Below are 24105 nucleotides of genomic sequence, written 5' to 3'. Positions count from 1 at the left end.
TTTGTGGGTTAAAAGACGCCATCCGAGAGGCGCGGGTGCATCTCGTCAGCGGCCAGAAGGCGAGCAAGCGCATGGCCTCCGGGACGGTAGGCAAGTCGCTCGATCTCAACGCGTTTGAAGAATTTTCTGGCAGTTTCACCGAGCTGAAGCGGCTCGACACCCTGCTCTGAAAGCTGGAGCTGAAGAGCTTCAAAATCAGCGCGCCGCGTTCCGCTCAGAGCCCGCGGCAGGATATAGTCGCGTTCAAAAGCCTCCAAATCCGCGAGAGGAACCACGCGCCGTTTGCGGTTCGACAGTCGCGCATCCTGAAGCCGCGAACCAACAAAGCCACCCTCCGCGAGGGCATGGATTGTCGCCACATTGCATCCCAGCAGCTTCGCTGCCTGAGCCGCCGTTACCTGCCCTTCGGGGATCTGATCCAGTTGGTCCCGGACCTCTGTAAGCGACACATAGAACTCGGTCAGTCGAAACGGTTCGTGGAGCTTTGAGACCAGCCTCAGATGACCTGATAGGGCTTGCGACAGCAGCCAATGCGTCGTGCAATGACACTGGCGAGCGACCTCTGCCAGCGGCAGATCATCGGCCCCGAGATCCGACCGCATCTCTGTTACCGCTTGCAGACGCGAGACAAAGTTTAAGATTTCGTCGCTGTGAAGCATCGGCAAACTGCCCTCACCCGCCGGGAAATGCAGGGGCACCACCTCGCTCTCGATGAGGCGCTCCATCGTGTAACGGTCGCAGCCAAGGACCTCCCGCGCGACCTTGAGAGAGGAGAGTTTTTCCGCCTCAGCAATGGCCGAGTTCATCACTTTGGCAGCGACGAGCATCGCCCGGTCACTGAGGCCGTTCTTCATCTCCGTCGTGAGTTCTCCACTGCGCTTGAGTTGGCGCGTAAGCGTGGAAATAGGAATGCCTGAGCGCTTTGAGGCCACGCCCACGGTGAGCAGACGCGGTGCCCCACAGGTTTCACCCAACAGCGACGTCCCCTCCGGCACATAGAAATGATCTAAAACGCACTCACACATGAGGTGTCGCAACACGTCGAAGTCCGGATCGTTTCGCCGTGCCCGCAGTTCCGCGATCATCGGGCCGAAGACTTTCGAATAATCCGGTTTCTAGGATTTGGGCGCCGACGTCCGGATGGCATCAAGTGCATTCCGAATGGCGTCCGGCCCGTATTTTGCATCGGCGTACCCTGCCGCACCAGCCTTGATCCAATCGAGAGCAGAAAGTAGTTGCGGACGCGCTTTTGACCCGAATTTCAACAGGGTGCCGAGTGCTTCGACAAACGAAGAGACAACGTGAAACTCGAAGCCGTCGAGCCAAGCCTGTCCGCGACCCAACCTGATCCGATCTGCGAGGTAGACCTCTAAGCCAAGATCCTCATCGGTCACCTCGATCATTTCGCCCGGCACCCAGCTTTTGATATGCTGCGCAAAGTCTTGGGCGGTTTTGCTATTGCCAGTGACCTCCAATGGGACAAGCGCCACCTTATGTTTTAGACAGCGATACAGCCGTTTCGCCATCCGCCAATCTCGTCGCAATCGGCAACGGCGTTCGTCTCCCGTGAACGACCGCATCCCGCCCGCCTCGCACGGGGGATTTCCTGATATTTTCCATTATTGATGAGCAGTCATGTCAAACACGCGCAAGCGCTACGCCCCATCCGACACCTGCTGTCCCTTCATTCCGTTTCAGACAGGCCTCCCGGCGGCGCAGACGCCGTCGAAAAGTTGAAAATTCGATGGAAGTGGGAGATGAATAAGAAAATCGCCGTTAATCGATTTCAAGAGGCCTTGGGTTCCGACACCCAAGGCTTCATCCTATTCTAACCACATGCACAAAAACACTCACTCTATCGTAACGACAGGGGATTGCTCTCGATGCTTTTGGATGATTAATCTCTTACGTCTCTAGATCATTTTGATCTCCATATCTGTCGGCGAATAAAGTTTCGACGGGGGTAGACAAAGCCGTCGCAAGCGCTTGCTCGACACGCCGCGAGCGCGACGTCCCCAGACTGACTTCAGAGACAGAACTAGGCTTGATCCCCAATTCTGCAGCGACGTTAGAAAAGCTCGTTCCGGCGATGCGCAAAGCACACTTGATTTGCTCATGGCGCACCCTGTCTACGCTCATCTTCAGCCTCCTTCTCACCCTTCTTTATAGGTAGAGAGAATCACTGATATTGAGAATCGGGTCAAGCGCGAAATTCAAATAAGCCACTGAAAATAAATGAATTATCACCAAGGAAACCGCCCAAAATCACCGTGGAAATCTTCTTTAAAGGTAGCAAAGACAACAAAAGTACTTTGTTCATAAATAGATACGATTTTGCAGAGGCCGCACGACGTTTCAGCAAAGATCTCGATACATGATTAAAAAAATGAGGCGCTGACGATCCACAGCCAGCGCCTCATTGATATGTTTCTTAAGTATCTGCATCTTCCCCTGTCGAGGACAACGCGTCCTGCAAGCCCTGCTCCAAGAGCTGGAGAATGTGCAGCGGCATTTCATCAACGCCCCACGCTCTGCGCGGATCGGGCCAGAGTTGATCGAAGATGTCTTCTGTCATAACGACATAGGCAATCCTGCCATGATGACGCAAAAACGTCGGCCCCTTGTCGGCCTGTCGCGCCAATTTCAACGCGTCGTATTGAAGTGTCTCAACGTCGAAACGACGGCCTTGGAGCGGCGGGAGTTTAGAGCAATCCATAGATTTTCCTTTCATCGGCGCACGACACTGGTCACGGAGAAGTCCGTGTTGGCGTGCGAGCGAGATGGAAAATCTAAGTCATGTGTCTGCGTACCATATGCTCTGGGATATGTACTCCCTGTTTGACGCTGAGCGTCATGCTGGACATCGCTTTCGACCGTAGGCCCAATTGCCGAACTCAAATGTTCCCATTACGTTCCATTCATGCGAGTCGATTTCCACACTGTCTTTCCCTTGCGCCCTGCGCGGGTCCATGAGGTCTATGGTCCCAGCTCCATGAGCTTCGCCGCCATGGCCGCTGCGGGGGCCTGCCTGTGGATCAGGGAAAGTTGGCACTCTGACACACTCATGCCTCAGGGGCTTTTGCCGATCTTCAACCCGGCACGTCTGTTGCTTGCCCGCCCCAAGGATCAGACCGATGCTCTCGCCGTCGCCGAAGAGGCGCTGAAAGACGGCGCGCTGCCCTTTGTCGTCATTGAGATCACCCGCCCGCTGAACCTGCGCGAGGGACGTCGGTTGCAACTTGCGGCCAAGGCAGGCGGCACCACGGGGCTTTGCATCATTCCCGAAGGCATAGGGTCAAACGCCGCCGAGACCCGTTGGCATGCCGCGCCGATCTTTGACACACAAAGCGAGGACTCGACTCTGATGCGATGGGAAATTAAAAAGAACAAATCAGGAACATTTGGAGCCTGGAATGTTCGATGGGATCACAAAACGCGTCGTGTGCATGTGGTTTCCCCGGTTGGCGAGCGACCGGGTTCTGCGCGCGCGCGCAGTTGATGGCCCCTTCGCGATCACACTCAAGTCGAACAACACCGAACAGATTTATTGCCTCAACAAGCGCGCCGAACGGCTCGGCCTGACGCGCGGCATGAGCTTTGCCGACGCCCGCGCCTTTTGTCCCGATCTGATCAGCCAGCCCGCGCGCCCCGATCTCGACGCCCGGTTTCTCGCCATGCTGCGTCGATGGGCAACGCGCTATTGCCCTTGGGTGGGGCGTGATGGAATGCATGGGTTGGTGCTGGATGTCACGGGTTCGACGCATCTTTGGGGCGGCGAAGCGGAGATGCTCGCGGATATTCAAGCCCGTGCGAAGCGGGCCGGGCTGACGCTCCGTCTGGGATGCGCGGGGACCCGAGGTGCTGCTTGGGCCTTTGCGCATTTTGGGACGGGAAAGGAAGCCCTCACCGATCTGCCAGTTGCCGCGCTCCGCCTTGAAGACACCACCATCACCGCCCTGCAACGTCTCGGCCTGAGGAACATTGGCGATCTGGCGGAGGCCGCCCGTGCGCCTTTGGCCCGCCGTTTCGGCCCTGATCTTTTGCTGCGTCTCGATCAAGCCATGGGGCACATCCCCGAACCCGTCACGCCCGAGACCGAACCACCGCAGTTTGCGACCCGCATGAGCCTGCCGGAACCCGTCGGCCTGACAGAGGATGTGATGGGCCTCACAGCGCGCCTGCTGGACCCGCTCTGCGACAAGCTCAACCGCTATGAAATGGGCGCGCGCCACCTTACGCTGACCCTGCGCCGGGTCGATCAAGGCAGTCCGCAGGTCGAGCTGCGCCTCGCCGCGCCGATGCGCGATCCGCATCGAATTCTACCCCTGTTCGAACGCGGCGTGGGCGAGGTGGACGCGGGCTTTGGCATCGACCAGATCCGGTTGGAAGCCACACAGGTCGAACCGCTCCCCGTGCAACAGATCGGCAGCGCGCAAACCTCCCCCGATCAGCTCAACGACCTGATCACCCGGATCGGCACGCGCATCGGGCTGGACAACATCCAACGCGTCCTCCCCGCCGACAGCCATATCCCCGAGCGTAGCTTTACCATCGCCCCCGCCGCCTTTAGCACGCCCGACAGCGCGTGGTCCTGCCCGCGCCCGCGCCCCCTGCGCCTCTTCCCTCCCGAACCGCTTGCCGGTCATGGCGCCGAGCCTCCCGCGCGGTTCCGCTGGCGCCGCATGTCGCTCACCACCGGGCGCGCCATCGGCCCCGAACGCATCGCGCCGGAATGGTGGCTGCCCGATGAGGCGTGGCGCTCCGGTGTACGCGATTACTGGCGGATCGAAACCCGCGAAGGCCGCCGCCTCTGGCTCTATCACACCCCACAAAATCCCGGCTGGTTCGTGCAAGGAGAATTCGCATGAGCCTTCATTGCAGTCCAAATACTCATCCCCAGCCCGCCTCTTACGCCGAGCTTTGCGTCACCTCGAACTTCACCTTCCTCACCGGTGCCTCGCATCCCGAGGAACTGATGCTGCGCGCCGCAGAGCTGGGCCTTGAGGCCATCGCGATCACCGACCGCAACACGCTCGCGGGCGTTGTGCGGGCCTACTCGGCGCTCAAGACGCTCCGCGAAGAGGTCGCCGAACAGCTTCGCGTGCGCTCCTCGCATCAGGTCGATCCCTGTTCGCGGCAGGAGTTTGGGTCGCCGCAAGACCTCCCCGTTCCGCTGACTCCAAAGCTCCCGAAACTCATCGTCGGCAGCCGGCTTGTGCTGCGCGACAGTCCCGTCGAATGGCTCGCGCTGCCCACGGACCGTGCGGCCTATCACCGGCTGTCGCGGCTTTTGACCTTGGGCAAGCGGCGGGCGGAAAAGGCCGAGTGTCATCTTGATCTAAAAGATTTGGAAACAGGGTGTCAGGGGATGATCCTGATCGCTCTGCCGCCCAGGGATCTGACCCGCGCGCAACCAGCCCTCCAAACCCTCCAACGTCGCTATCCCGGTCAGGTTTTCCTCGGCGCCGCCCCGCGCTATGACGGCTCCGATCAGAGATGGTTCGACTCCTGTGCCAGGCTGGCGCTCAGGTGTTCGACGCCGATGGTGGCCGTAGGCGATGTGCTGATGCATCACGGGCGGCGGCGCAGGCTTGCGGATGTGCTGACCTGTCTGCGCGAAGGGCTGACCATCGACCGGATCGGCACGAAGGCGCTGCCCAATGCCGAACGTCGTCTCAAAGGTGCCGCCGACATGGCGCGGCTTTATCGCAACCACCCGGCGGCGCTCAAACGCACGCTGGAGATCACTGCGCGCTGTGGCTTCGATCTCTCTGAACTGAGCTATGAATATCCCGACGAGATGTCGGAGGGCGAAGCACCGCAGGACCGGCTTGTCCGGCTGGCGCGCGACGGGCTGCACCGCCGTTATCCAGAGGGGGCGACCGAGCGCGTACATCAGTTGATGGACAAGGAACTGTCCCTGATCGGAGAACTCAACTACGCGCCCTATTTCCTCACCGTCCATGACATCGTTGGGGAGGCCCGGTCGCGCGGCATCCTCTGCCAAGGGCGCGGCTCGGCGGCCAATTCCATCCTCTGTTACCTCTTAGGCATCACCGACGTGTCGCCCGACATGATCGGCATGGTGTTCGAGCGCTTTATTTCGCGGCATCGGGGCGAGCCGCCTGATATTGACGTGGATTTCGAACACGAACGCCGCGAAGAAGTCATCCAGTGGATTTATGAGAAATACGGTCGCCACCGTGCCGGGCTGTGTGCGACCGTGATCCATTTTCGCACCCGCGCCGCGATCCGGGAGGTCGGCAAGGTCATGGGCCTGTCCCAAGACCTCACCGCGCGGCTGTCGGGCGACATCTGGGGCCTGACCAATTCCGGCGCGGATATGGAGCGGGCGAAAGAGTTGGGCCTCAACCCCAAAGACCGGCGGCTGGCGCAGACGATTGAACTGATCGGCGAGATCATCGGATTTCCGCGTCACCTGAGCCAGCATGTCGGTGGCTTCATCATCACGCGCGGGCGTCTCGACGAGCTGTGCCCCATCGAGAACGCGGCGATGGAAAACCGCACGGTGATCGAATGGGATAAGGACGACATCGACGCCTTGGGCATTCTCAAGGTCGATATTCTGAGCCTCGGGATGCTCACCTGTCTGCGCAAAAGCTTCGATCTTTTGGACGCACATGAGAAGACGCGCCTGACCCTCGACACCGTGCCGCAGGAGGACCGCACGACCTATGAGATGCTGCAACGCGCCGATGCGGTGGGGGTGTTTCAGGTCGAAAGCCGAGCGCAGATGAATTTCCTGCCGCGGATGAAGCCCGCCACGTTTTACGATCTGGTGATCGAGGTCGCCATCGTGCGCCCCGGCCCCATTCAGGGCGGCATGGTCAAGCCTTACATTCGGCGGCGACAGGGATTGGAGGCGCCCGAACCCTTTGGGCCTGCGCTCGAAGAGGTCACGCGTAAGACACTTGGCGTGCCGCTCTTCCAAGAACAAGCCATGCAGATCGCCGTCGTCGGCGCGGGCTATTCGGCGGAAGAGGCCGACAAGCTGCGACGCTCGCTGGCCTCTTTCCGGCGCATGGGCACCATTGGCGAGCATCGCGACCGGTTCGTGCGCGGCATGATGGGGAATGGCTACAGCCAGGAGATCGCGGAGGCCTGTTTCGGCCAGATCGAGGGCTTTGCCGATTACGGCTTTCCCGAAAGCCACGCGGCCGCCTTTGCCATGCTGACCTATGTGTCGTCCTGGCTCAAATGCCACCACCCGGCGGTGTTTGCCTGTGCTCTGCTCAATTCCCAACCGATGGGATTCTACGCCCCGGCGCAGATCGTGCGCGATGTCCGCGACCACGGCATCGAGGTGCGTCCCGTTTGCGTCAACCATTCCGACTGGGACAACCTGTTGGAACGCCGCGCCGACGGGGCGCTGGCGCTGCGTCTCGGATTTCGACAGATCAAAGGCTTTCGCGAGGAAGACGCGGGTTGGATCACAGCGGCGCGCGGCAACGGCTACCAAGACCCGGAAAGCGTCTGGCTCCGCGCCGGTGTCGCGCCCTCCGTGCTTGAGCGACTGGCCGAGGCGGACGCCTTCATCGGCATGGGGCTGACGCGCCGCGATGCGCTATGGCAGGTCCGCGCGATCCGCGCTCCGAAACCCTTGCCTCTGTTCTCCGACCCGCTCGATGGTGAGGGCATTCGTGAACCCGATGTGATCCTGCCCAACATGCATTTGGGCGAAGAGGTCGTGGAGGATTACGTCGCGCTGCGCCTGACGCTCCGCGCCCATCCGATGGAGCTCTTGCGCCCGTCACTCCCCGGCCTGACGCCACACGACCGCCTGCCAACGGCACCGCTCATCCGCACCACCGTCTGCGGCCTCGTGATCACGCGCCAGCGCCCTGGCACGGCCTCAGGCGTGATCTTCCTGACGCTCGAAGACGAAACCGGCGTCTCAAATGTCGTGGTCTGGCCCAAGGTTTACGAGCGTTTCCGTCGCATCGTCATGGGCGGCAGGCTGTTGCGCGTCACCGGGCGGCTGGAGCGCGAAGGCATCGTCATCCACCTCATCGCCGATTACATCGAAGACCTGTCGCACAAGCTCTCAGAGCTGGGGCATCCGCTCAACGACGCCATCGGCATCACCCAGCCCCAAGCCGACGACGCCCCTAGACCACCACGCTACCCGCCCCGTGCCCGTCATCCGCGAGAACAGGCCAAGCGGTTGTTTCCGAGCCGCGATTTTCACTGAGAAATGAATAGAGGAAGCGATCTATTTCTGCACCTCAGTGAAAGCGCGCGTGGAATGTTTCCCAAGTTTGAAAGAGGAACACATTTTCACGCCCGCCGTTCTACATACAGCTGCAATGGATCTGAAAATTCTCAGTTGCATTTTCATGAACTTGTGAACATACGAAAGTCATGGGGGACAAGTTTCTGAATAAGCGGGTTTTGCGTGGCTTCTGGGCCGCCTGCCTTGCTGTTCTCTTGTCCGTCCAGTTCGCAGTCGCTTTCCAGCCCAATACCCGCGGCGGGATCGTCCTGTCGGACACCGAAGTTCTTCTGCAGATTTGTAGCACGCCGGGAAATGGCGCCACGCTTGTCTTTGACACCTCGACTGGCGATGTCCGGGACGTGCCATCGGATGATGCGACAGGTGGGGCGGACTGTCCTTATTGTGTTCTCGGTGCCGCTTTCTTCGTGTCGGCCTGTGCGATCCCCGTTTTACCGGTAGCGCATCATCCCGCAGAGATTGCCCCGTCTGCGACCGAGGTCCTTTTGGTCGCCCGTCGCGATTTTAGCCGCACCAGCCGCGCACCACCTCTGACGCTCTGATCACATGCCACGCCCGTAAGGGCTTTTCCCGGACCTGAACCGCTCGTCGGTCACGTCCGGGCCCAAACCATATGACCAGATACCATTCCCAGAGGGACACACATGACCACTCAACACACGGTGCGCCTCGGCGCGACCGCTCTTTTGATGAGCACCATCTCGACCCTGGCCTATGCTCAGGATGACATTTTAACGCTTGATACGATCATTGTTGAAGGCCAACAAAGCGTGGCGCAAACCGCGCAAACCTACGCGTTCGACCCGGCGCTTATGCCGGTGCCTTCCGGTCTCGACGGTGGCGCGCTTCTGTCCACCATTCCCGGTGTATCCGGCAGACGGATGGGCGCACATGGCATCGACATCATCATTCGCGGCATGCAAAAAAATCAGCTCAACGTGATCGACGCAGGTGGCTTTACCTATGGCGGTTGCCCGAACCGAATGGACCCGCCGACCTCCATCGCTGCGTTCTATCGTGCGGATAAAGTCATCGTCGAAAAAGGCTACACCAGCGTGACAAACGGGCCGGGCGGTTCTGGTGGCACGGTGCGCCTTGAGCGCGAGGCCCCGGAGTTCGAACCCGGAAAAATGTTTGCCGGTTCTTTGACCACGGGCGTGAATTCAAACGGCAATGGCTATGGCATCGCCGGGACTGTGTCCGCAGATTTGGGCAATGGCTTCTATGCAGAGTTTTCCGGCGAGCGCAAAAGCTCGGATGATTACGAAGACGGCAATGGCAACGAGGTGCGCAGCGGCTTTACGCAAAAAAGTGCGGGCGTCACCTTTGGTTATGCCACTGACAGTGTAGATCTTGCGCTCGATATCGAAAAGGACCGTGCCGAAGACGTGAAATTCGCGGGTGCGCAGATGGACAGCCCGCTGTCCGAGACCATGACTTACCGTCTGCGCGGCGGTGTCGATGTCGATGCCGGACGGCTTACCCGGATCGAAGGGGTGCTCTACAGCTCGAACGTCGATCACACCATGGACAACTATACCCTGCGCACCCCCGCGTCGATGAAGATGCTTGCGCCGACAACCTCCGATACCGTGGGGGGCAGCCTTGAAGGCCATCTCGATTTCGGCATGACCACCGCCCGGATCGGTGTGGATTATCAGGCCAACACGCGCCGTGCGCTTGGCTATTCCAGCATGGGAAGCATGCCGATCAACCTCGCTAACCCCTCGTCGCTCAGTTGGCCTGATGTGACCATTGCGCAGCTTGGGGTTTTCGGGGAGACCGAAACGACACTCAGCGCGCACTCCACGTTGAAACTCGGCCTGCGCTACGACCATGTCACAGCGCGTGCGGATGAGGCGGATGTTACGGTGGGGTCGTCTTCGACCACGGCCAATGATTATTATCAGATGGTCTATGGCACCGATTTCACCGAAGACAAAACCGAGGACAATTTTGGCGGTCTCATCCGCTACGAACATCACCTGTCTTCGGGAACGTTGGTTTTCGCCGGCCTGTCCCGGTCTGTGCGCACCGCCGATGCCAACGAGCGTGCGTTTTCCCGTGGTATGAACGGGGTGCCCTCCTATGTGGGCAATCCGGACATCGACCCGGAAAAACACACCCAGCTCGATTTCGGCCTGAAAACCCAAACGGAGACCTACAGCCTGACCGCCACGGTGTTTTACGACCGGGTCAACGACTATATTCTTGAGGAGAAAACCGCGTGGCCCGGGTCGATGAGCGGGGTGACGACCTATCGCAATATCGACGCAGAGCTGGCGGGGATCGAACTGTCCGGCAGCTGGACCCTCGGACAGGTGATCCTGGCGGGGGATATGAGCTACACCTATGGGGCCAACAAGACCGATGGAGGGGCTTTGGGACAAATTCCGCCACTGCAAGGCACGCTGAGCGCGACCTATGATGCCGAACTCTGGCAAGCGGGCGCGCGCCTCAACTGGGCGTCGAAACAGGATCGTATCTACACCGTTCTCGATGCGGGCGAGACCCCGGGCTATGCGACACTCGATCTGTTCGGGTCCTATGCGCTGAATGACAGCGTCACGCTTATGGCAGGAATAGATAACGTTTTTGACAAGGCCTATGCGACCCACCTCAACCGCTCGAACAGCTATGACACTTCCGTTGAGCGCGTCAACGAACCGGGGCGGAATGTCTACCTGACGATGCAGGTGCAGTTCTGATCCTTGCGGGCGCGCCAGTCTCTGGCGCGCCCTTTTCCTTTTTTGACTGGCCCGCAGGTCAGATTACACAGGTCAGATCACGCCCGGTACAATCACGCGGGCACGATGACGCCAGGCAAATCATTGACCAGCATCGTTTCCCCCGGCTGGAAGTGGATCACGGATCGGATCGACTTTCCGGCATGCAAGAGATCGAAGGCCGTGTTGATCTGATCATGGGTCATATTGTGGGTGATGTAGGGATCGACATCGAAATCGCCACGCAACCATTCATCAACCATTCCCGGCAACTGGCTCCGGCCCAAGACGCCGCCAAAGGCCGACCCACGCCAGACGCGGCCCGTGACAAGCTGGAACGGACGGGTGGCAATCTCTTCACCGGCACCTGCAACACCGATCACGGTGCATTCGCCCCAGCCCTTGTGACAGCATTCCAGCGCCGAACGCATGACATTGACGTTGCCGATGCACTCAAAAGAATAATCCACGCCGCCATCGGTCATCTCGACGATGATGTCCTGAATCGGCTCGGAGAAATCTGCTGGGTTGATGCATTCGGTGGCGCCGAGGCTCCGGACCAGTTCGAATTTGTTCGGGTTGGTGTCAATGCCGATGATGCGCGACGCGCCTTGCATTTTGGCGCCCTGAATGACGGCCATGCCCACGGCCCCCAGACCGAAAACGGCGACCGTCGCCCCGGCTTCGACCTTGGCGGTGTTGCGCACCGCACCCATGCCGGTCGGGATCGCACAGCCCATGACCGAAGCCTTCGCAAGCGGCGCCTCTTTCGAGATTTTCGCAAGCGCAATCTCCGGCAAAACCGTGTATTCGGCGAAGGTCGAGGTGCCCATATAGTGATGGATCATCTTGCCCTTATAGCTGAATCGCGAGGTGCCATCGGGCATGACGCCCTGGCCTTGGGTCTTGCGGATGGTCTGGCAGAGGTTGGTTTTGCCGGATTTGATATAGGGGCAGTTCGGGTCCTCCGGCGTGTAAAGCGGGATGACGTGATCGCCGGGTTTCAGCGAGGTCACACCTGCCCCCAGTTCCTCGACGATGCCGACGGCCTCATGGCCCAGAACGGCAGGGAACAGGCCCTCTGGATCGGCGCCCGACAGGGTGAACATATCGGTGTGGCACAGGCTGGTGGTGACGATGCGGATGAGGACTTCGCCTTCCTTGGGACCTTCCAGGTCGATCTCTTCGATTTCAAGCGGGCGGTTGGCTTCCCAAGCGACGGCAGCGCGGATTTTCATGACTGTTCTCTCTGTTCATCTGTGGTCTCACGATGTTACAGTATCACATTGGGCGGTCCAGCAATCTGACCCCGCCCATTTGGCCAAACACCGGGCCGGACTGGCCACATCCGGGGAACGACGACACGATGCCGACAGATCACGACCTTGCACCCAAGATGGACCAGCGGCGACAGGTGGCCCTGATCGTCTACCCGGGCTTCAAAACATTGGAGGCAACAGGCCCTCTGAGCGTTCTGAGCTACGCGTCACAGCATCTTGCCGCCGCCGGGTATACCGGCGGATATGACGTCACCATCGCGGCCCCTACCGCTGGGCCGATCCCCTCCGACACTCTGATGACGCTGGGCGCCACGGTCGCGCTCGATGATCTTGGCACACCAGAAACGGTCCTGATCGCGAGCGCGCCCAAGATCGAAGAGGTGCTGCGCAATGAAGACAGGCTGGTGGCGTGGTGCCGCGAAAATGGGCGCGACGTCACGCGCTGCGCTGCCTTATGCACCGGCTCTTTCTTTCTGGCCGAGGCCGGTCTTTTGGAGGGCCAGAGTGCCGCGACCCATTGGAACTATGCCGACAGGCTGCGCCAACGGTTTCCGAAGTTGCAAGTGGACCCCGACGCGATCTTTGTGCAGGCGGGCAATTTCTGGACCTCCGCCGGTGTGACGGCGGCGATTGACCTGACCCTGGCCTTTGTCGAACAGGACTACGGGCGCGACATCGCCTTGGCCGTGGCGCGCGACATGGTGATGTACCTCAAACGACCGGGTGGGCAATCTCAATTCAGCACATTGCTGGCCGGGCAAATGTCGGGAACAAGTCGGATGAGCGATGTGCTCAACTGGATGAGCGAGCGGCTGGATCAGCCTCTGACACTCGATGAAATTGCCCGCGCGCAGGGCATGAGTGTGCGCAGCCTGTCGCGGGCGTTTACTTCCGAGTTCGGCGCCTCACCGATGACCATGCTGGAAGGCCTGCGCTGTGACCGCGCCAAGGCCCTGCTGCTCGACACCGACCTGCCGCTCAAAAGCGTGGCCTATAAGGCCGGGTTTCAGTCGGACGAGCAGATGCGCAAAGCCTTTCGCCGCCGCTTTTCCCTGTCACCGCGCGACTATCGCGCCCGGTTTGCGACGGCGGGGTCCGAATAGCATCAGCGCCTCAATGCAGGTAAGCGCCCTCTGCCTCCTCCGCAAGGTCCTCCACAGGGTCGAGCACCAAGAGAAGCCGCGTCTCCCCCGTTCCGGCAATCGGCGGCGAACGGTGCAACAGGCTTGAGAGCGGCGTTTCAGGCCAGCGCGTGCCACGCAAAACAATCGGCGCGCCGGTCGGCACCGTGACGATTTTCGCAGGATCTTGGCCATTCTCAGACAGACCGTATTGCGTGCCTGTCCCGCGATAGGTGCAGACCAGCCGGGCTTTGACGGCGTCGATGTGAAACTTGCGACAGGCATTTGTGTCAACGACATCCAGCCGCAGGCGCAGGTACTCGGCCTGCATGACATTGGCAAAAATCGCCGCCAGCGCAGAGGCATCTTCGATCAGCATGTCGCGCTCCGGACACTCCGTCGTTCCACACCGTTCGGCCACATTCAACAGCGCATCACAAACCGCATCGGGCCGCAAGATCAGGCGTGCTTTCGGCAGTTTCTCCGGCGGCAAGGCTTCGATCCAGTTTTGGAAACGCGGCAGCGGATTACGTTGCCAAATTGCAGCGGCGCAGGCCGGTTCGTGAATGTCCAAAAGGCCTTTGGGTGTGGAGACGACCGAGGTGCAATCTGTGAGGCCGAGACTGTTTTCGAGGAGCATAGAGCGGTCTTTCCGGGTCTGTGGTGGTTTACGGTTGGTAGGGCAAAGACGAATGGTGCAGCACGATGCGCATCTTGCCGGCCGCATCCTTTTTGTAGCCAAAGCTCTTGTCGACCGTGGTGACCGAGCCGTCCTTGTTCGTCAGTTTGATCCAGCCCATCCACATGGCAACGTCGCCATGAATGAAGCTGGCCGAGGTGATGCGCTCCATCGCGCGCCAGCCCATGATCGCGAAGCCATTGTCGAGCGGGTACTCTTCGGAATGGCCACAGAAATAGGCCAAAGCGCCCGCTTTCGTCGGGCGAAACGTCTGCGCTCCGCTGGCCATCGTCGGTTTGAACAACACGGGGCCGAGGGTGTAGCCGTAGTACTCATCGAGATTGGCGGAGGCCACCTTGCGCGCCGCGTCGATACCGCCGTCCTCGAAGACTTTCGAAATGGCGATCTTGCCCTCGCCCCAGGTGATGAGAGCGTTTTCGATGTCGTCTTGGGTGATCTGCATGGGATAGTCCTCTGTGTGATCTTGTCTCAATCGGTCGCAACCGTGGTAAACATGGGGACACGTCTGCCGTTGGCGCAAGGCTCAAAGACGACGCGCACCCTTTGCCCGATCTTTGCCGCGGACAGGTCGCACCGGGTCAGCGCGCTCAGAATGATCGGGCCTTCAGTGAGTGCGATATAAGCGATGCAATGCTCCGCGCCCTGACGTGTCGAGACGCTGAGCGCATAAACTTCCCCTGTGCCTTCCGCCTCGATCCAGTCGGTGTCGTCGCGCCCGGTGAAGGGGCTGATCTTGCGCGGCGGGTGAAAGGCCTTGCCCGTGCCAAGGCAGCGTTTCAGCACCAGCCGCCCTTCATCGGCGGCGTCCCAATAGGCGGCGGTCTCTGCGGTCGGTTCCGGCGCGGTGATGGGATTTTGCTCAGGCATCTCAACGGACATTTCAAACCCTCTCCAGAACAAGCGTGGCACTGCCGTGCCGTGATCCAAGTTGCCCGCCCGTGCCATGGGCCAGCGCCAGATGGCAATCGGGCACCTGCACGGCGGGATGGGCCTCGCCCCGCAACTGGCGCACCGCTTCGATCAGCTTGGTCATGCCGCCGCGATTGCCGGGATGATTGCTGCACAGCCCGCCACCATCGGTGTTGACCGGCAGACGTCCCACGCCCGCAATCAGGTTGCCCTCCGCCACGAAACGCCCACCCTGCCCCGGCGCGCAGAACCCGAGGTTTTCGAGCTGCACCAGAACGGTGATCGTGAAGCTGTCGTAGATTGAGGCATATTAAATGTCCTGCGGCGTGACGCCCGCCTGAGCAAAGGCTTCCGCCCCGGATTTCACACCGCCCGAGGCCAGAATATCGAAATAGCCGCCATTGAGATGCTTGACGGTAAACCCCGCGCCGATGGGGGTGATTTTGGGACGATCCAAGTCGCGCGCCACGTCCGGGTGCACGACGACCAGAGCCCCGCCCCCATCGCTGATGATACAACAATCCAAACGGTGCAGCGGCGTCGCCGCGATAGGGGAATTCAGCACGTCTTCGACCGTCACCACCTTGGGCAGGACGGCGTTGGGATTGTGCTGCGCGTGGTGTGAGGCGGCGACTTTGATCCAGGCCAGTTGCTCCGGCGTGGTGCCGTGTTCGTACATATGCCGGGCGGCCACCATACCGTACATGTTGGTGACAACGGGACCATAGGGCAATTCGAACTGGGCCTCATGCGCGCTTTGCGTCTGTTCGCTGTGCATCTGCGCGGGTGATTTGCGCTCGGCGCGCGGGCGACCGGCCTGCGTGATCAGCGCCACGCGGCATTTGCCCGCCTCGATGGCCTGCACGGCATGGGCGACGTGGTTGATATAGGCCGACCCCCAGCTTTCGGTGGTGTCGAGATGGCGCAGGTTCAGCCCGAGATATTCGACCATCGAAAATGGCCCGCATCCGGGCGCGTCCCAGCCCGCCACGTCACCGGCACAGAAGTACCCGTCCACATCCGCAAGGCTCAATCCGGCATCCGCCAGCGCCCCCGCCGCCACTTCAGCATGCAGTTGCGCCAATGGAATGTCGGACGCATCCCGTGTCGGATGCTCATAGGCCCCGACGATAAAAGCTTTGTTCTTCATGGTTTCCCCACGCGAAGACTGTGGCCCGGCACCCGTGCCTCCGCGACCAGCAGCTGAAGCGCCTCCTCCAGTGGCAAAGACTGCGTCTTGTCCGTGCCGTGACGGCGGATCGAGACGCTGCGCTCTTCGGCTTCACGGACACCAAGGGCGATCTGAACCGGGATTTTCTGCAACGCGTGTTCGCGCACCTTGTACCCGATCTTCTCATTACGCAGGTCGGTCTCGACACGGAGCCCCGCGGCTTTCAGGGCCCCTGCAACCTCCGTGGCCCAGTCGTTCGCCGCTCCGGTGACCGTGGCGACCACAACCTGGACCGGGACAAGCCAGAGCGGCAGGTGACCGGCATAATGCTCGATCAGAATGCCTGTAAACCGTTCGAGCGACCCAAACAGCGCACGGTGCAGCATGACCGGCACCATTTTGTCCCCGGAAGGCGCGACATAGGTCGTCCCGAACCGTTCCGGCAGGTTGAAATCCACCTGCAAGGTGCCGCATTGCCAGTCACGCCCAATGGCGTCGCGCAAGACATATTCCAACTTCGGCCCGTAAAACGCGCCTTCGCCCTCGAAAATCGTATAGGGATGCCCCGCCTGATCCAGCGCGGCGCGCAAAGCCGCTTCGGAGCGATCCCAGCTTTCATCGCTGCCGATGCGGTTCTCGGGCCGGGTGGAAAGCTTGATCCGCACATCCTCGAACCCGAAGTCGCGGTAGATCGACAGCACCAGATCGTTGACCTTCAAACATTCCTTTGTGAACTGTTCGGGCGTACAATAGATATGCGCGTCATCTTGGGTAAAGCTGCGCACACGTAATAGCCCATGAAGCGCGCCCGAGGGTTCATAGCGGTGCACCTTGCCGAATTCGGCCAGCTTCAGCGGCAGATCGCGGTAGCTTTTCACGCCTTGCCCGTAGATCAGCATGTGACCGGGGCAATTCATCGGTTTGAGTGCATAGTCGCGGTCATCCTCGGTTTTGGCGAGGAACATGTTCTGGCGATAGTTCTGCCAATGGCCGGAGGTTTCCCAAAGGGCGCAGTCCATAATGTCGGGGGAATTCACCTCGATATAGCCCGCCGCCTCCTGCCGATCCCGCATGTAGCCGATCAGGGTCTGGAACAACCGCCAGCCTTTCGCATGCCAAAAGACCGAGCCGGGCGCGACCTCTTCGAAGTGAAAGAGGTTCATCTCGCGCCCCAACCTGCGGTGGTCGCGTTTCTCGGCCTCGGCCATCATAGTGAGATGCGCCTCAAGGGCAGGCTTGTCGGCAAAAGCCACGCCGTAGATGCGGCTGAGCATCGGGTTGTTGCTATCGCCACGCCAATAGGCCCCGGCCACGCGGGTCAACTTAAAGGCGCTGCCCGCATCGCCAGTGTGGCGCATATGCGGGCCACGACAGAGGTCGAGCCACCCGCCCTGACGGTAGATGGTCACCGGCTCACCCTCGGGGATCGCCTCCAGAAGCGCCAGCTTATACGGCTCCCCCGCCGCTTCGAAATGCGCGCGCGCCGCGTCGCGGGTCCATGCCTCACAGGTGAAAGGCACCTTCGCCGCGATGATCTCGCGCATCTTCTTCTCAATCGCGGGCAGGTCCTCCGGGGTGAAGGGCGTGTCGCGCTCGAAGTCATAATAAAACCCATGCTCAATCGCCGGGCCGATGGCGGTTTTCGTGCCGGGCCGGAGCGCCTGTACGGCTTCGGCCAACACATGGGCCAGGTCATGCCGGATCAGTTCAAGCGCCGCCGGATCATCGCGCGAGACAAGCTCCACCGCCGCCCCATCCGGCAGAGGCGCGGAGAGATCGGTGAGCTTGCCATCGACACGCGCCGCCACCGTGCGCTTGGCAAGGCTGGGGCTGATGGAAGCGACGAGATCGGCGGCGGTGCTGGCGGGCTCAAGCGCGCGGGTGGCGCCATCGGGCAGGCGAATATGGATCATTGCGGGGTCTTTCTTTGGCGGGGCGATTTGATGAGGCAGGTCAGGCGCGCATCGGATCAAAATGGCATCTCGAGGGTTTCGACCATCATGCCACTGGCCAGATCATGCCCCGGCGCGCTCTTTGGCGGCCGCGACAGAAGCATGTTCAGACTGGCTGTGAGGTCGGCCTCCTCCATGTCGCGCGCGATGACGACCACACGGCTTGTGGTGTCGGGACTGGACCAGTTTTTCAACGGCACAGGCGCGTCGGAAATATGTTGAACCCCGTGGATCACAAAGGGATAGGCCGCGCCCTCGACGTGCAGTATGCCCTTGATGCGCAGGACGTTCGGCCCACGGAGCGCGATCAACGTGTTCAGCCAAAAGTCGAAGACCGTGGCGGGAATGGGCTCTGCGACCTCAATCGAGGCCGATGTGATCCGGTGATCGTGACGGCCCTGCGCCACCGACGGCATAGCGTTGAACGCCAGAGGAGCCGAAACCGTGGCTTTCAGACCAGACAGACCGGCCAGAGGCTCATGCTGGATCGCATCCGGCATGTCCCCAAGCCAGGCGTCAATCTCGGCATGTGTCACGCCCAAGCGCATCGCGGACAGTCCGAAAAGCGCGCCGCGCGGCACCTCCGCGTGGCTTGAGCGGATGCGCCGGGCGGTGGTGTTGATCCCCGCCAGACGCTTCTCGAACCGGATCAGGTCAAAATCGTCGACCAGATCGGTTTTCGACAGGATCAGCACATCGGCCATCGCCACCTGCAGCACCGCCTCCGGCTGTTGATCCAGCGTCTTTATGCCCGTCGCCGCATCCGCCAGCGTCACAACGCCATCTAGCCGAAAGGTCTGAGCGATCTGCCGATCCGCAGCCAGCGTGTGGATGATCGGCCCCGGATCAGCGATGCCGCTGGTTTCGATGATCACCCTGTCGAAGTGCAAATCACCCGCCGCGCGCTTCGCCTCCAGCGTCCCGAGCGTTGTCGCCAAATCGCCAAGGATCGCGCAGCACAGGCAGCCTGACGGCAACAGCACGGTCTCCTCTGTCGCCTCCTCGATGAGATCGTGATCCAGCGCCACATCGCCGAATTCATTCATAATGACCACAACCCGCCCCGCCTGCGGATCGCTGATCAGGTGTTTCAACAGAGTTGTCTTCCCGGCGCCAAGGAAACCGGACAGCAAGGTGACCGGAAGGCGGGTGTCCTCCAATGCCATAGTGCGTGCCCTTTACAATGCGTCTGGATTTGGCCATGCTTTGTTACATTATAACATTACTATTCGAAGCAGCTGAAAAGAGACCCTGATGACGCAACTGGACTTCGCCCCACGCAAAACAATCGAACAGGTCGAAGAGAGCACCGAACTTGCTCCGAAGTTTGGGGATGACGGCCTTCTGCCCTGCATCACAACGGATGCTGCAACCGGAGACGTTCTGATGCTGGGCTGGATGACGGAGGAGGCCTTTCGCCTGACGATTGAGACCGGCGAAGCGCATTACTTTAGCCGCGCGCGACAGGTTCTATGGCACAAGGGCGCGACTTCGGGGCTGGTGCAAAAGGTTGTAGAGGCGCTCATTGATGATGATCAGGATGCGCTTTGGCTGAGCGTTGACGTCACCGGGTCGGGCGCGTCCTGTCACGTGGGCTATCGGTCGTGTTTCTATCGCGCCGTGCCCCATGGAGCGCAGGCAGGCGCGTCTTTGGTCTTCATTGAAGATCAAAAGACATTTGATCCGCTTACAATCTACGGTGACGCGCCGAACCCGACACAGCTTTAACACTACCTCAAAGCGAAACTCCGGAATCTCATGGGAGCCTGCCCAAGCTGCGGGGCGCGCGTTGCAGCCATCCCCAATCGGGTCATGCCGTCATAGATCTCAAAAAACGACAAATTTTCTCATGACATAAATGCGATTTTAAAGCATGAAAGAGCAAAACAAGGTCAAGAGATATGATTGACATTCAACCCCTCGCAATCTTGCGCGAAATCGAGCGGACGGGCAGCCTGACCGAAGCGGCAGATCGTCTGCATTTGACGCAATCGGCCGTCAGCCATGCCATTCGCCGGTTCGAAGAGCGGTATGGTGTGAAGCTTTGGGAACGCGAAGGCCGCAAGTTACGGCTCACGCCGACGGGGGAATACCTGACGGGACTGGCAGCACGGGTGTTGCCGCAGCTTGAACATGGCGCCACCGTTTTAGAGGACTATGCGCGGGGGCGCCGCGGAGCGATCCGAGTGGGGATGGAGTGCCATCCCTGTCAGGACTGGCTGATGCGGATCGTCGATCCGTTTCTGGCGCAATGGCCGGATGTCGATCTCGACGTGACCTCCGCGTTTCAGTTCGGCGGGCTGGCGGCTCTGCTGGGGCATGAGATCGACCTGCTTGTGACGCCGGACCCGGTCGAGCGTACCGGTCTCGAATACAGGCCTGTTTTCAATTACGAATTGGTGCTTGCGGTCGCCGAAGACCATCCGCTTGCCCGCAAGCGGCAGGTCACGCCAGAGGACTTGGCGCGCGAGACGCTGATCACCTATCCCGTCGCGCGTGAAAGGCTCGACATATACACGCGTTTTCTCGTACCCGCCCATGCCTTGCCGCGTCGGCATCGCACGGTTGAAACCACCGACCTCATGCTACGGCTTGTGGCGTCCGGCCGGGCCGTAAGCGCGACGCCGGATTGGCTTTTGCGTGAGGCCAAGGGGGTGAAGGGTGTGCGTATCGGTGAGGGCATTCCCAAATCCATTCACTTGGGCTACCGGACGGGTGCCGCCCCGAGCTACCTTGATGGATTCATACAGCTGGCGGAGACGGTCCAGATCTGACCGTCAAACGTCATGTCGGGCCTCGGCAGAGCAGAAGTCTCGCGAAAAATCATGACACAAAGTCATGCTTTTACGATAATAAGTCATTTTTATTCATGTTGATCCCGCCGCATAGAAGAGGCGTCGCGGGAGGCATTTCCGCTCGCGATTCACATTGGAAACAACGACCGGATAGCCGACCACCATGCCCGAGACATTCACCTTCGAGATCAAGAGCCTTCGCTTTGACGAAACCTATATGCCTGCGGACAGCACGCGGTTGACGACCAATTTCGCCAATCTCGCACGCGGCGCGTACCGCCAACAGAACCTCGCGAATGCGCTGCGCATGATCGACAATCGGTTCAACGATCTGGCGCAATGGGACAATCCCGAGGGAGATCGCTACGCTGTCGAACTCGACATCATCTCCGTCGAAATGGATGTCGTTGAGAGCGGCACGGCCTTCCCGGCCATCGAAATGCTGAACACCACGATTGTCGATAAACAAAGCGGCACGCGCGTCGACGGTCTGGTGGGCAACAATTTCTCGTCCTACCTGCGGGACTATGATTTCAGCGTCGTCCTGCCCGCGCACAACAAGGCCCGGGATGGGTTCAGTCTGCCGGAAGATTTCGGCGATCTGCATGGCAAGATATTTCAGGCCTTCGTCGCCTCCGACACCTTCAAGACGCATTTCCGCAAGCCGCCGGTGATCTGTCTCAGCGTGTCGGAAACCAAGACCTATCGCCGAACCGCGAATGCCCATCCTGTTCTGGGCCTCGAATATGCGCCAAGCGGGGCGTCGCTGACCGAGCAGTACTTTGACAAGATGGGCATGAAGGTGCGCTATTTCATGCCGCCCAAAAGCGTCGCTCCGCTGGCCTTTTATGTCTTCGGCGATCTGTTGAATGACTACAGCAATCTCGAACTCATCGGCACGATCAGCACGATGGAGGCCTTCCAGAAAATCTACCGACCCGAGATCTACAATGCGAATTCGGTGGCCGGCCAATTCTACAGGCCGAGCCTGAAGCACGAGGATTTTTCGCCCACCCGCGTCATCTATGACCGCGAGGAGCGCGCACGTCTGGCGGCCGAACAGGGCCGGTTCGCAGAAGAGCATTTCATCAAACCCTATGGCGCCCGGCTGGCTGAGTGGTCCGCACAGTTTTCCCAGACCGGCCAGTCCACCCAATCCGCTGCCTGATACAAAGACCAAGGAACGCACAAAATGACCAAACTTCTCCCCACCTCCACCGCGGGCAGCCTTCCGAAACCTTCCTGGCTGGCCGAACCCGAAAAACTCTGGTCGCCTTGGAAACTTGAGGGCGAAGACCTCGCTCATGCCAAACGTGACGCGCTGCGCGTGACCCTTGGCGAACAGCGGGACGCCGGGATCGACATCGTCAGCGATGGCGAACAGACCCGGCAGCATTTCGTCACCACCTTTATCGAGGGGCTCGAAGGGGTCGATTTCGAAAAGCGGGAAACCGTGCGCATCCGCGACCGATATGACGCCAGCGTGCCGACGGTGGTGAGCGCCGTGACGCGGCCCCGGTCGGTCTTTGTCGAGGACGCCAAATTCCTGCGGTCGCTGACCGACGCCCCGATCAAATGGGCGCTGCCAGGGCCGATGACGATGATCGACACGCTTTATGATGCGCATTACGGCAGCCGCGAAAAACTCGCCTGGGAATTCGCGAAACTTCTGAACGAAGAGGCAAAAGAGCTTGAGGCTGCAGGCGTCGACATCATCCAGTTCGACGAACCGGCGTTCAATGTGTTTTTTGAAGAGGTCAATGACTGGGGCATGGCCACATTGGAGCGCGCCATGGAGGGGCTTAAATGTCAGAAGGCCGTTCATGTGTGCTATGGCTATGGCATCAAGGCGAACACGGATTGGAAGGCGACGCTTGGCTCCGAATGGCGGCAATACGAGATGATCTTCCCGGCGATTCAGGCCTCCAGCGTCGATCTGATCTCGCTCGAATGCCACAACTCGCATGTTCCTCTGGAGTTGATCGAGATGCTGCGCGGCAAGAAGATCATGGTCGGGGCGATTGATGTCGCCAACACGCAAGTCGAAACCCCGGAAGAGGTGGCGGACACCCTGCGCAAGGCGCTTCAATTCGTGGATGCGGACAAGCTTTACCCTTGCACCAACTGCGGAATGACGCCCCTCTCGCGGCAGGTTGCGCGCGGCAAGCTCAAAGCCTTGAGTGCAGGCGCCGAGATCATTCGGCAGGAACTGGCGAGCTGAGGCGCGTGAGGTGCGTGATCCCAGGCCCGCCATGACAGACGGGCCTGCGAGCGGGTCTAGGTTACGCGACCCAGTCCGGTGCGACCGAAGCCGCAATGGATGTGTCGAGCGCCTCGAAGGTGTTGAGCCCGATGGTGTCATACAACTCCTTGCGGGTTTGCATCTCCGGGATCATCGCTGTGGTGGCCCCGTCGCGGGCAAGGGCGGCGTAGAGCTTTTCCTGCGCCTTGTTGGCGACCCTGAGGGACGACACCGGCCAGATCACCATGTCATAGCCCAGCTCTTCGAACTCCTTGGCCGTGAGCGCGGGCGTGCGTCCGAATTCGGTCATGTTGGCCAGAAGTTTGACACCGGGAAGGGCCGCGCGCATCTCCTTGAACATCTCGACCGAGGTCAGCGCCTCCGGGAAGATCGCATCGGCCCCGGCTGCGACGTAAAGTTTCGCACGAGCCACCGCACCCTCAATCCCTTCAGAGGCCGCGGCATCTGTGCGGGCGATGATCACGAGATCGCGCGAGGCTTTCGCCGCCGCCGCCACTTTCGCCGCCATATCCGCCGCAGGGGCGAGCTTCTTGTCATTTAGGTGGCCGCATTTCTTGGGCAAAAGCTGATCTTCGAGATGCACGGCGCCCGCGCCCGCCTCTTCGAAGGCGCGCACCATATGCATGACATTGAGCGCCTCGCCATAGCCGGTGTCGCCATCGACCAGAAGCGGCAGGCCGGAGGCGCGCGCGATCTGGCGAATGAAGAAACAGACCTCATCCACGGTGATGATGCCCAGATCCGGCAAACCCATGGACGCGGTCATCGCCGCCCCCGACAGGTACAAGGCCTCGAAATCGGCCCCCTTCGCCTGAAGCGCGGACTGACCGTTATGCGCACCGGGAAGCCGTAGAATTCCCGGATCGTTCAACGCCTTGCGAAACCTCCGCCCGGCGCTCTCTTCGGGCAAATCCTCTGCAATCAAATAGGTCAT

23 protein-coding genes are annotated in these 24105 nt (G+C 60.4%); 10 read left to right on the top strand and 13 right to left on the bottom strand.

All coding sequences use genetic code 11. The annotated features are described in order from the left end of the window. Positions 1-8: 8 nt before the first annotated feature. The 4 genes from HCZ23_RS10455 to HCZ23_RS10440 form a co-directional block, all read right to left on the bottom strand. Positions 9-1085, bottom strand: coding sequence for a hypothetical protein (locus HCZ23_RS10455; protein WP_167601666.1), 1077 nt, complete (start codon positions 1083-1085; stop codon positions 9-11). A 30-nt stretch (positions 1086-1115) separates the two neighbouring features. Then, positions 1116-1526, bottom strand: coding sequence for a hypothetical protein (locus HCZ23_RS10450; RefSeq protein ID WP_167601665.1), 411 nt, complete (start codon positions 1524-1526; stop codon positions 1116-1118). A 379-nt stretch (positions 1527-1905) separates the two neighbouring features. Beyond that, positions 1906-2139 carry a helix-turn-helix domain-containing protein gene (locus HCZ23_RS10445; protein WP_167601664.1) on the bottom strand — a complete coding sequence of 78 codons (234 nt, stop codon included), beginning with the start codon at positions 2137-2139 and terminating at the stop codon, positions 1906-1908. A gap of 292 nt (positions 2140-2431) precedes the next feature. Further along, positions 2432-2716, bottom strand: coding sequence for a hypothetical protein (locus HCZ23_RS10440; protein WP_167601663.1), 285 nt, complete (start codon positions 2714-2716; stop codon positions 2432-2434). A 204-nt stretch (positions 2717-2920) separates the two neighbouring features. On the opposite strand from HCZ23_RS10440, the gene HCZ23_RS10435 reads away from it, so the two are divergent. The 5 genes from HCZ23_RS10435 (at position 2921) to HCZ23_RS10415 (ending at position 10962) form a co-directional block, all read left to right on the top strand. Continuing rightward, positions 2921-3499 carry an ImuA family protein gene (locus tag HCZ23_RS10435; RefSeq protein ID WP_167601662.1) on the top strand — a complete coding sequence of 193 codons (579 nt, stop codon included), beginning with the start codon at positions 2921-2923 and terminating at the stop codon, positions 3497-3499. Then, complete coding sequence (locus tag HCZ23_RS10430) at positions 3414-4868, top strand: DNA polymerase Y family protein (RefSeq protein ID WP_167601661.1); 1455 nt, start codon at positions 3414-3416, stop codon at positions 4866-4868. The genes HCZ23_RS10435 and HCZ23_RS10430 overlap by 86 nt, the downstream gene beginning before the upstream one ends. Next, positions 4865-8212: an error-prone DNA polymerase gene (locus HCZ23_RS10425; protein WP_167601660.1), complete on the top strand. Its 3348-nt coding sequence runs from the start codon at positions 4865-4867 to the stop codon at positions 8210-8212. The genes HCZ23_RS10430 and HCZ23_RS10425 overlap by 4 nt, the downstream gene beginning before the upstream one ends. 170 nt (positions 8213-8382) lie before the next feature. Next, a complete protein-coding gene (locus tag HCZ23_RS10420; RefSeq protein WP_167601659.1) occupies positions 8383-8796 on the top strand; it encodes a DUF2946 domain-containing protein in 414 nt (137 codons plus the stop codon). A gap of 102 nt (positions 8797-8898) precedes the next feature. Beyond that, on the top strand, positions 8899-10962 hold the full coding sequence (locus tag HCZ23_RS10415) for a TonB-dependent receptor (RefSeq protein WP_167601658.1): 2064 nt from the start codon (positions 8899-8901) through the stop codon (positions 10960-10962). 92 nt (positions 10963-11054) lie between these two features. On the opposite strand, the gene HCZ23_RS10410 is transcribed toward HCZ23_RS10415, so the two are convergent. After that, positions 11055-12218 (bottom strand): S-(hydroxymethyl)glutathione dehydrogenase/class III alcohol dehydrogenase, encoded by a 1164-nt coding sequence (locus tag HCZ23_RS10410; protein ID WP_167601657.1) that lies wholly within the window; start codon positions 12216-12218, stop codon positions 11055-11057. 128 nt (positions 12219-12346) lie between these two features. Between HCZ23_RS10410 and HCZ23_RS10405 the strand changes: the two genes are divergently transcribed. Next, positions 12347-13363 carry a GlxA family transcriptional regulator gene (locus HCZ23_RS10405; protein WP_167601656.1) on the top strand — a complete coding sequence of 339 codons (1017 nt, stop codon included), beginning with the start codon at positions 12347-12349 and terminating at the stop codon, positions 13361-13363. Between the two features lie 10 nt (positions 13364-13373). Here the strand turns inward: HCZ23_RS10405 and HCZ23_RS10400 are convergent, their stop codons facing one another. The 7 genes from HCZ23_RS10400 to HCZ23_RS10375 are packed head-to-tail and all read right to left on the bottom strand — an operon-like array spanning position 13374 to position 19279. Further along, a complete protein-coding gene (locus HCZ23_RS10400; RefSeq protein ID WP_167601655.1) occupies positions 13374-14021 on the bottom strand; it encodes a DUF1826 domain-containing protein in 648 nt (215 codons plus the stop codon). A 28-nt stretch (positions 14022-14049) separates the two neighbouring features. Beyond that, positions 14050-14523 carry a phosphoribosyl-AMP cyclohydrolase gene (locus tag HCZ23_RS10395; RefSeq protein WP_167601654.1) on the bottom strand — a complete coding sequence of 158 codons (474 nt, stop codon included), beginning with the start codon at positions 14521-14523 and terminating at the stop codon, positions 14050-14052. A gap of 26 nt (positions 14524-14549) precedes the next feature. Then, entirely contained in the window at positions 14550-14960 is a 411-nt protein-coding gene (locus HCZ23_RS10390; protein ID WP_217703169.1) for a Zn-ribbon domain-containing OB-fold protein, read from the bottom strand. Between the two features lies 1 nt (position 14961). Then, the gene (locus HCZ23_RS18095) at positions 14962-15261 is read right to left on the bottom strand and encodes a hypothetical protein (RefSeq protein ID WP_254870086.1); all 300 of its coding nucleotides are present in this window, start codon (positions 15259-15261) and stop codon (positions 14962-14964) included. A 39-nt stretch (positions 15262-15300) separates the two neighbouring features. After that, entirely contained in the window at positions 15301-16140 is an 840-nt protein-coding gene (locus HCZ23_RS10385) for a thiolase domain-containing protein (protein ID WP_254870085.1), read from the bottom strand. Further along, a complete protein-coding gene (gene thrS / locus HCZ23_RS10380; protein WP_167601653.1) occupies positions 16137-18074 on the bottom strand; it encodes a threonine--tRNA ligase in 1938 nt (645 codons plus the stop codon). Before thrS ends, HCZ23_RS10385 begins: the two co-directional genes overlap by 4 nt. Positions 18075-18130: 56 nt before the next feature. After that, complete coding sequence (locus HCZ23_RS10375; protein WP_167601652.1) at positions 18131-19279, bottom strand: GTP-binding protein; 1149 nt, start codon at positions 19277-19279, stop codon at positions 18131-18133. Positions 19280-19367: 88 nt separating this feature from the next. On the opposite strand from HCZ23_RS10375, the gene hisI reads away from it, so the two are divergent. The 4 genes from hisI to HCZ23_RS10355 all read left to right on the top strand — a co-directional run bounded on the left by hisI (position 19368) and on the right by HCZ23_RS10355 (position 23129). Further along, positions 19368-19841: a phosphoribosyl-AMP cyclohydrolase gene (gene hisI, locus HCZ23_RS10370; protein ID WP_167601651.1), complete on the top strand. Its 474-nt coding sequence runs from the start codon at positions 19368-19370 to the stop codon at positions 19839-19841. Positions 19842-20014: 173 nt separating this feature from the next. After that, complete coding sequence (locus HCZ23_RS10365; RefSeq protein ID WP_167601650.1) at positions 20015-20887, top strand: LysR family transcriptional regulator; 873 nt, start codon at positions 20015-20017, stop codon at positions 20885-20887. Positions 20888-21071: 184 nt separating this feature from the next. Beyond that, positions 21072-22076: a DUF1852 domain-containing protein gene (locus HCZ23_RS10360; protein WP_167601649.1), complete on the top strand. Its 1005-nt coding sequence runs from the start codon at positions 21072-21074 to the stop codon at positions 22074-22076. 24 nt (positions 22077-22100) lie between these two features. Continuing rightward, positions 22101-23129, top strand: coding sequence for a methionine synthase (locus HCZ23_RS10355; protein WP_167601648.1), 1029 nt, complete (start codon positions 22101-22103; stop codon positions 23127-23129). Positions 23130-23190: 61 nt separating this feature from the next. Here HCZ23_RS10355 and prpB read toward each other — a convergent pair whose 3' ends face one another. Continuing rightward, entirely contained in the window at positions 23191-24105 is a 915-nt protein-coding gene (gene prpB / locus HCZ23_RS10350; RefSeq protein ID WP_167601647.1) for a methylisocitrate lyase, read from the bottom strand.

Origin of the sequence: Celeribacter sp. HF31 (assembly GCF_011806455.1) — a bacterium.
GTDB lineage: Bacteria > Pseudomonadota > Alphaproteobacteria > Rhodobacterales > Rhodobacteraceae > Celeribacter.
The sequence above is the reverse complement of the archived record's forward strand: the minus strand, read 5'-3'. Positions and strand labels throughout refer to the sequence as shown.

Excerpts from the sequence above, each read along its gene's own strand:
- HCZ23_RS10425 (WP_167601660.1), top strand. The coding sequence starts at position 4,865 with ATGAGCCTTCATTGCAGTCCAAATACTCATCCCCAGCCCGCCTCTTAC.
- HCZ23_RS10390 (WP_217703169.1), bottom strand. The coding sequence starts at position 14,960 with ATGTCCGTTGAGATGCCTGAGCAAAATCCCATCACCGCGCCGGAACCG.
- HCZ23_RS10400 (WP_167601655.1), bottom strand. The coding sequence starts at position 14,021 with ATGCTCCTCGAAAACAGTCTCGGCCTCACAGATTGCACCTCGGTCGTC.
- HCZ23_RS10445 (WP_167601664.1), bottom strand. The coding sequence starts at position 2,139 with ATGAGCGTAGACAGGGTGCGCCATGAGCAAATCAAGTGTGCTTTGCGC.
- HCZ23_RS10355 (WP_167601648.1), top strand. The coding sequence starts at position 22,101 with ATGACCAAACTTCTCCCCACCTCCACCGCGGGCAGCCTTCCGAAACCT.
- HCZ23_RS10420 (WP_167601659.1), top strand. The coding sequence starts at position 8,383 with ATGGGGGACAAGTTTCTGAATAAGCGGGTTTTGCGTGGCTTCTGGGCC.
- HCZ23_RS10385 (WP_254870085.1), bottom strand. The coding sequence starts at position 16,140 with ATGAAGAACAAAGCTTTTATCGTCGGGGCCTATGAGCATCCGACACGG.
- HCZ23_RS10415 (WP_167601658.1), top strand. The coding sequence starts at position 8,899 with ATGACCACTCAACACACGGTGCGCCTCGGCGCGACCGCTCTTTTGATG.
- HCZ23_RS10375 (WP_167601652.1), bottom strand. The coding sequence starts at position 19,279 with ATGGCATTGGAGGACACCCGCCTTCCGGTCACCTTGCTGTCCGGTTTC.
- HCZ23_RS10360 (WP_167601649.1), top strand. The coding sequence starts at position 21,072 with ATGCCCGAGACATTCACCTTCGAGATCAAGAGCCTTCGCTTTGACGAA.
- HCZ23_RS10455 (WP_167601666.1), bottom strand. The coding sequence starts at position 1,085 with ATGATCGCGGAACTGCGGGCACGGCGAAACGATCCGGACTTCGACGTG.
- HCZ23_RS10440 (WP_167601663.1), bottom strand. The coding sequence starts at position 2,716 with ATGGATTGCTCTAAACTCCCGCCGCTCCAAGGCCGTCGTTTCGACGTT.
- HCZ23_RS10435 (WP_167601662.1), top strand. The coding sequence starts at position 2,921 with ATGCGAGTCGATTTCCACACTGTCTTTCCCTTGCGCCCTGCGCGGGTC.
- HCZ23_RS10365 (WP_167601650.1), top strand. The coding sequence starts at position 20,015 with ATGATTGACATTCAACCCCTCGCAATCTTGCGCGAAATCGAGCGGACG.
- HCZ23_RS10430 (WP_167601661.1), top strand. The coding sequence starts at position 3,414 with ATGTTCGATGGGATCACAAAACGCGTCGTGTGCATGTGGTTTCCCCGG.
- prpB (WP_167601647.1), bottom strand. The coding sequence starts at position 24,105 with ATGACCTATTTGATTGCAGAGGATTTGCCCGAAGAGAGCGCCGGGCGG.
- hisI (WP_167601651.1), top strand. The coding sequence starts at position 19,368 with ATGACGCAACTGGACTTCGCCCCACGCAAAACAATCGAACAGGTCGAA.
- HCZ23_RS10405 (WP_167601656.1), top strand. The coding sequence starts at position 12,347 with ATGCCGACAGATCACGACCTTGCACCCAAGATGGACCAGCGGCGACAG.
- HCZ23_RS10395 (WP_167601654.1), bottom strand. The coding sequence starts at position 14,523 with ATGCAGATCACCCAAGACGACATCGAAAACGCTCTCATCACCTGGGGC.
- HCZ23_RS10410 (WP_167601657.1), bottom strand. The coding sequence starts at position 12,218 with ATGAAAATCCGCGCTGCCGTCGCTTGGGAAGCCAACCGCCCGCTTGAA.
- thrS (WP_167601653.1), bottom strand. The coding sequence starts at position 18,074 with ATGATCCATATTCGCCTGCCCGATGGCGCCACCCGCGCGCTTGAGCCC.
- HCZ23_RS10450 (WP_167601665.1), bottom strand. The coding sequence starts at position 1,526 with ATGGCGAAACGGCTGTATCGCTGTCTAAAACATAAGGTGGCGCTTGTC.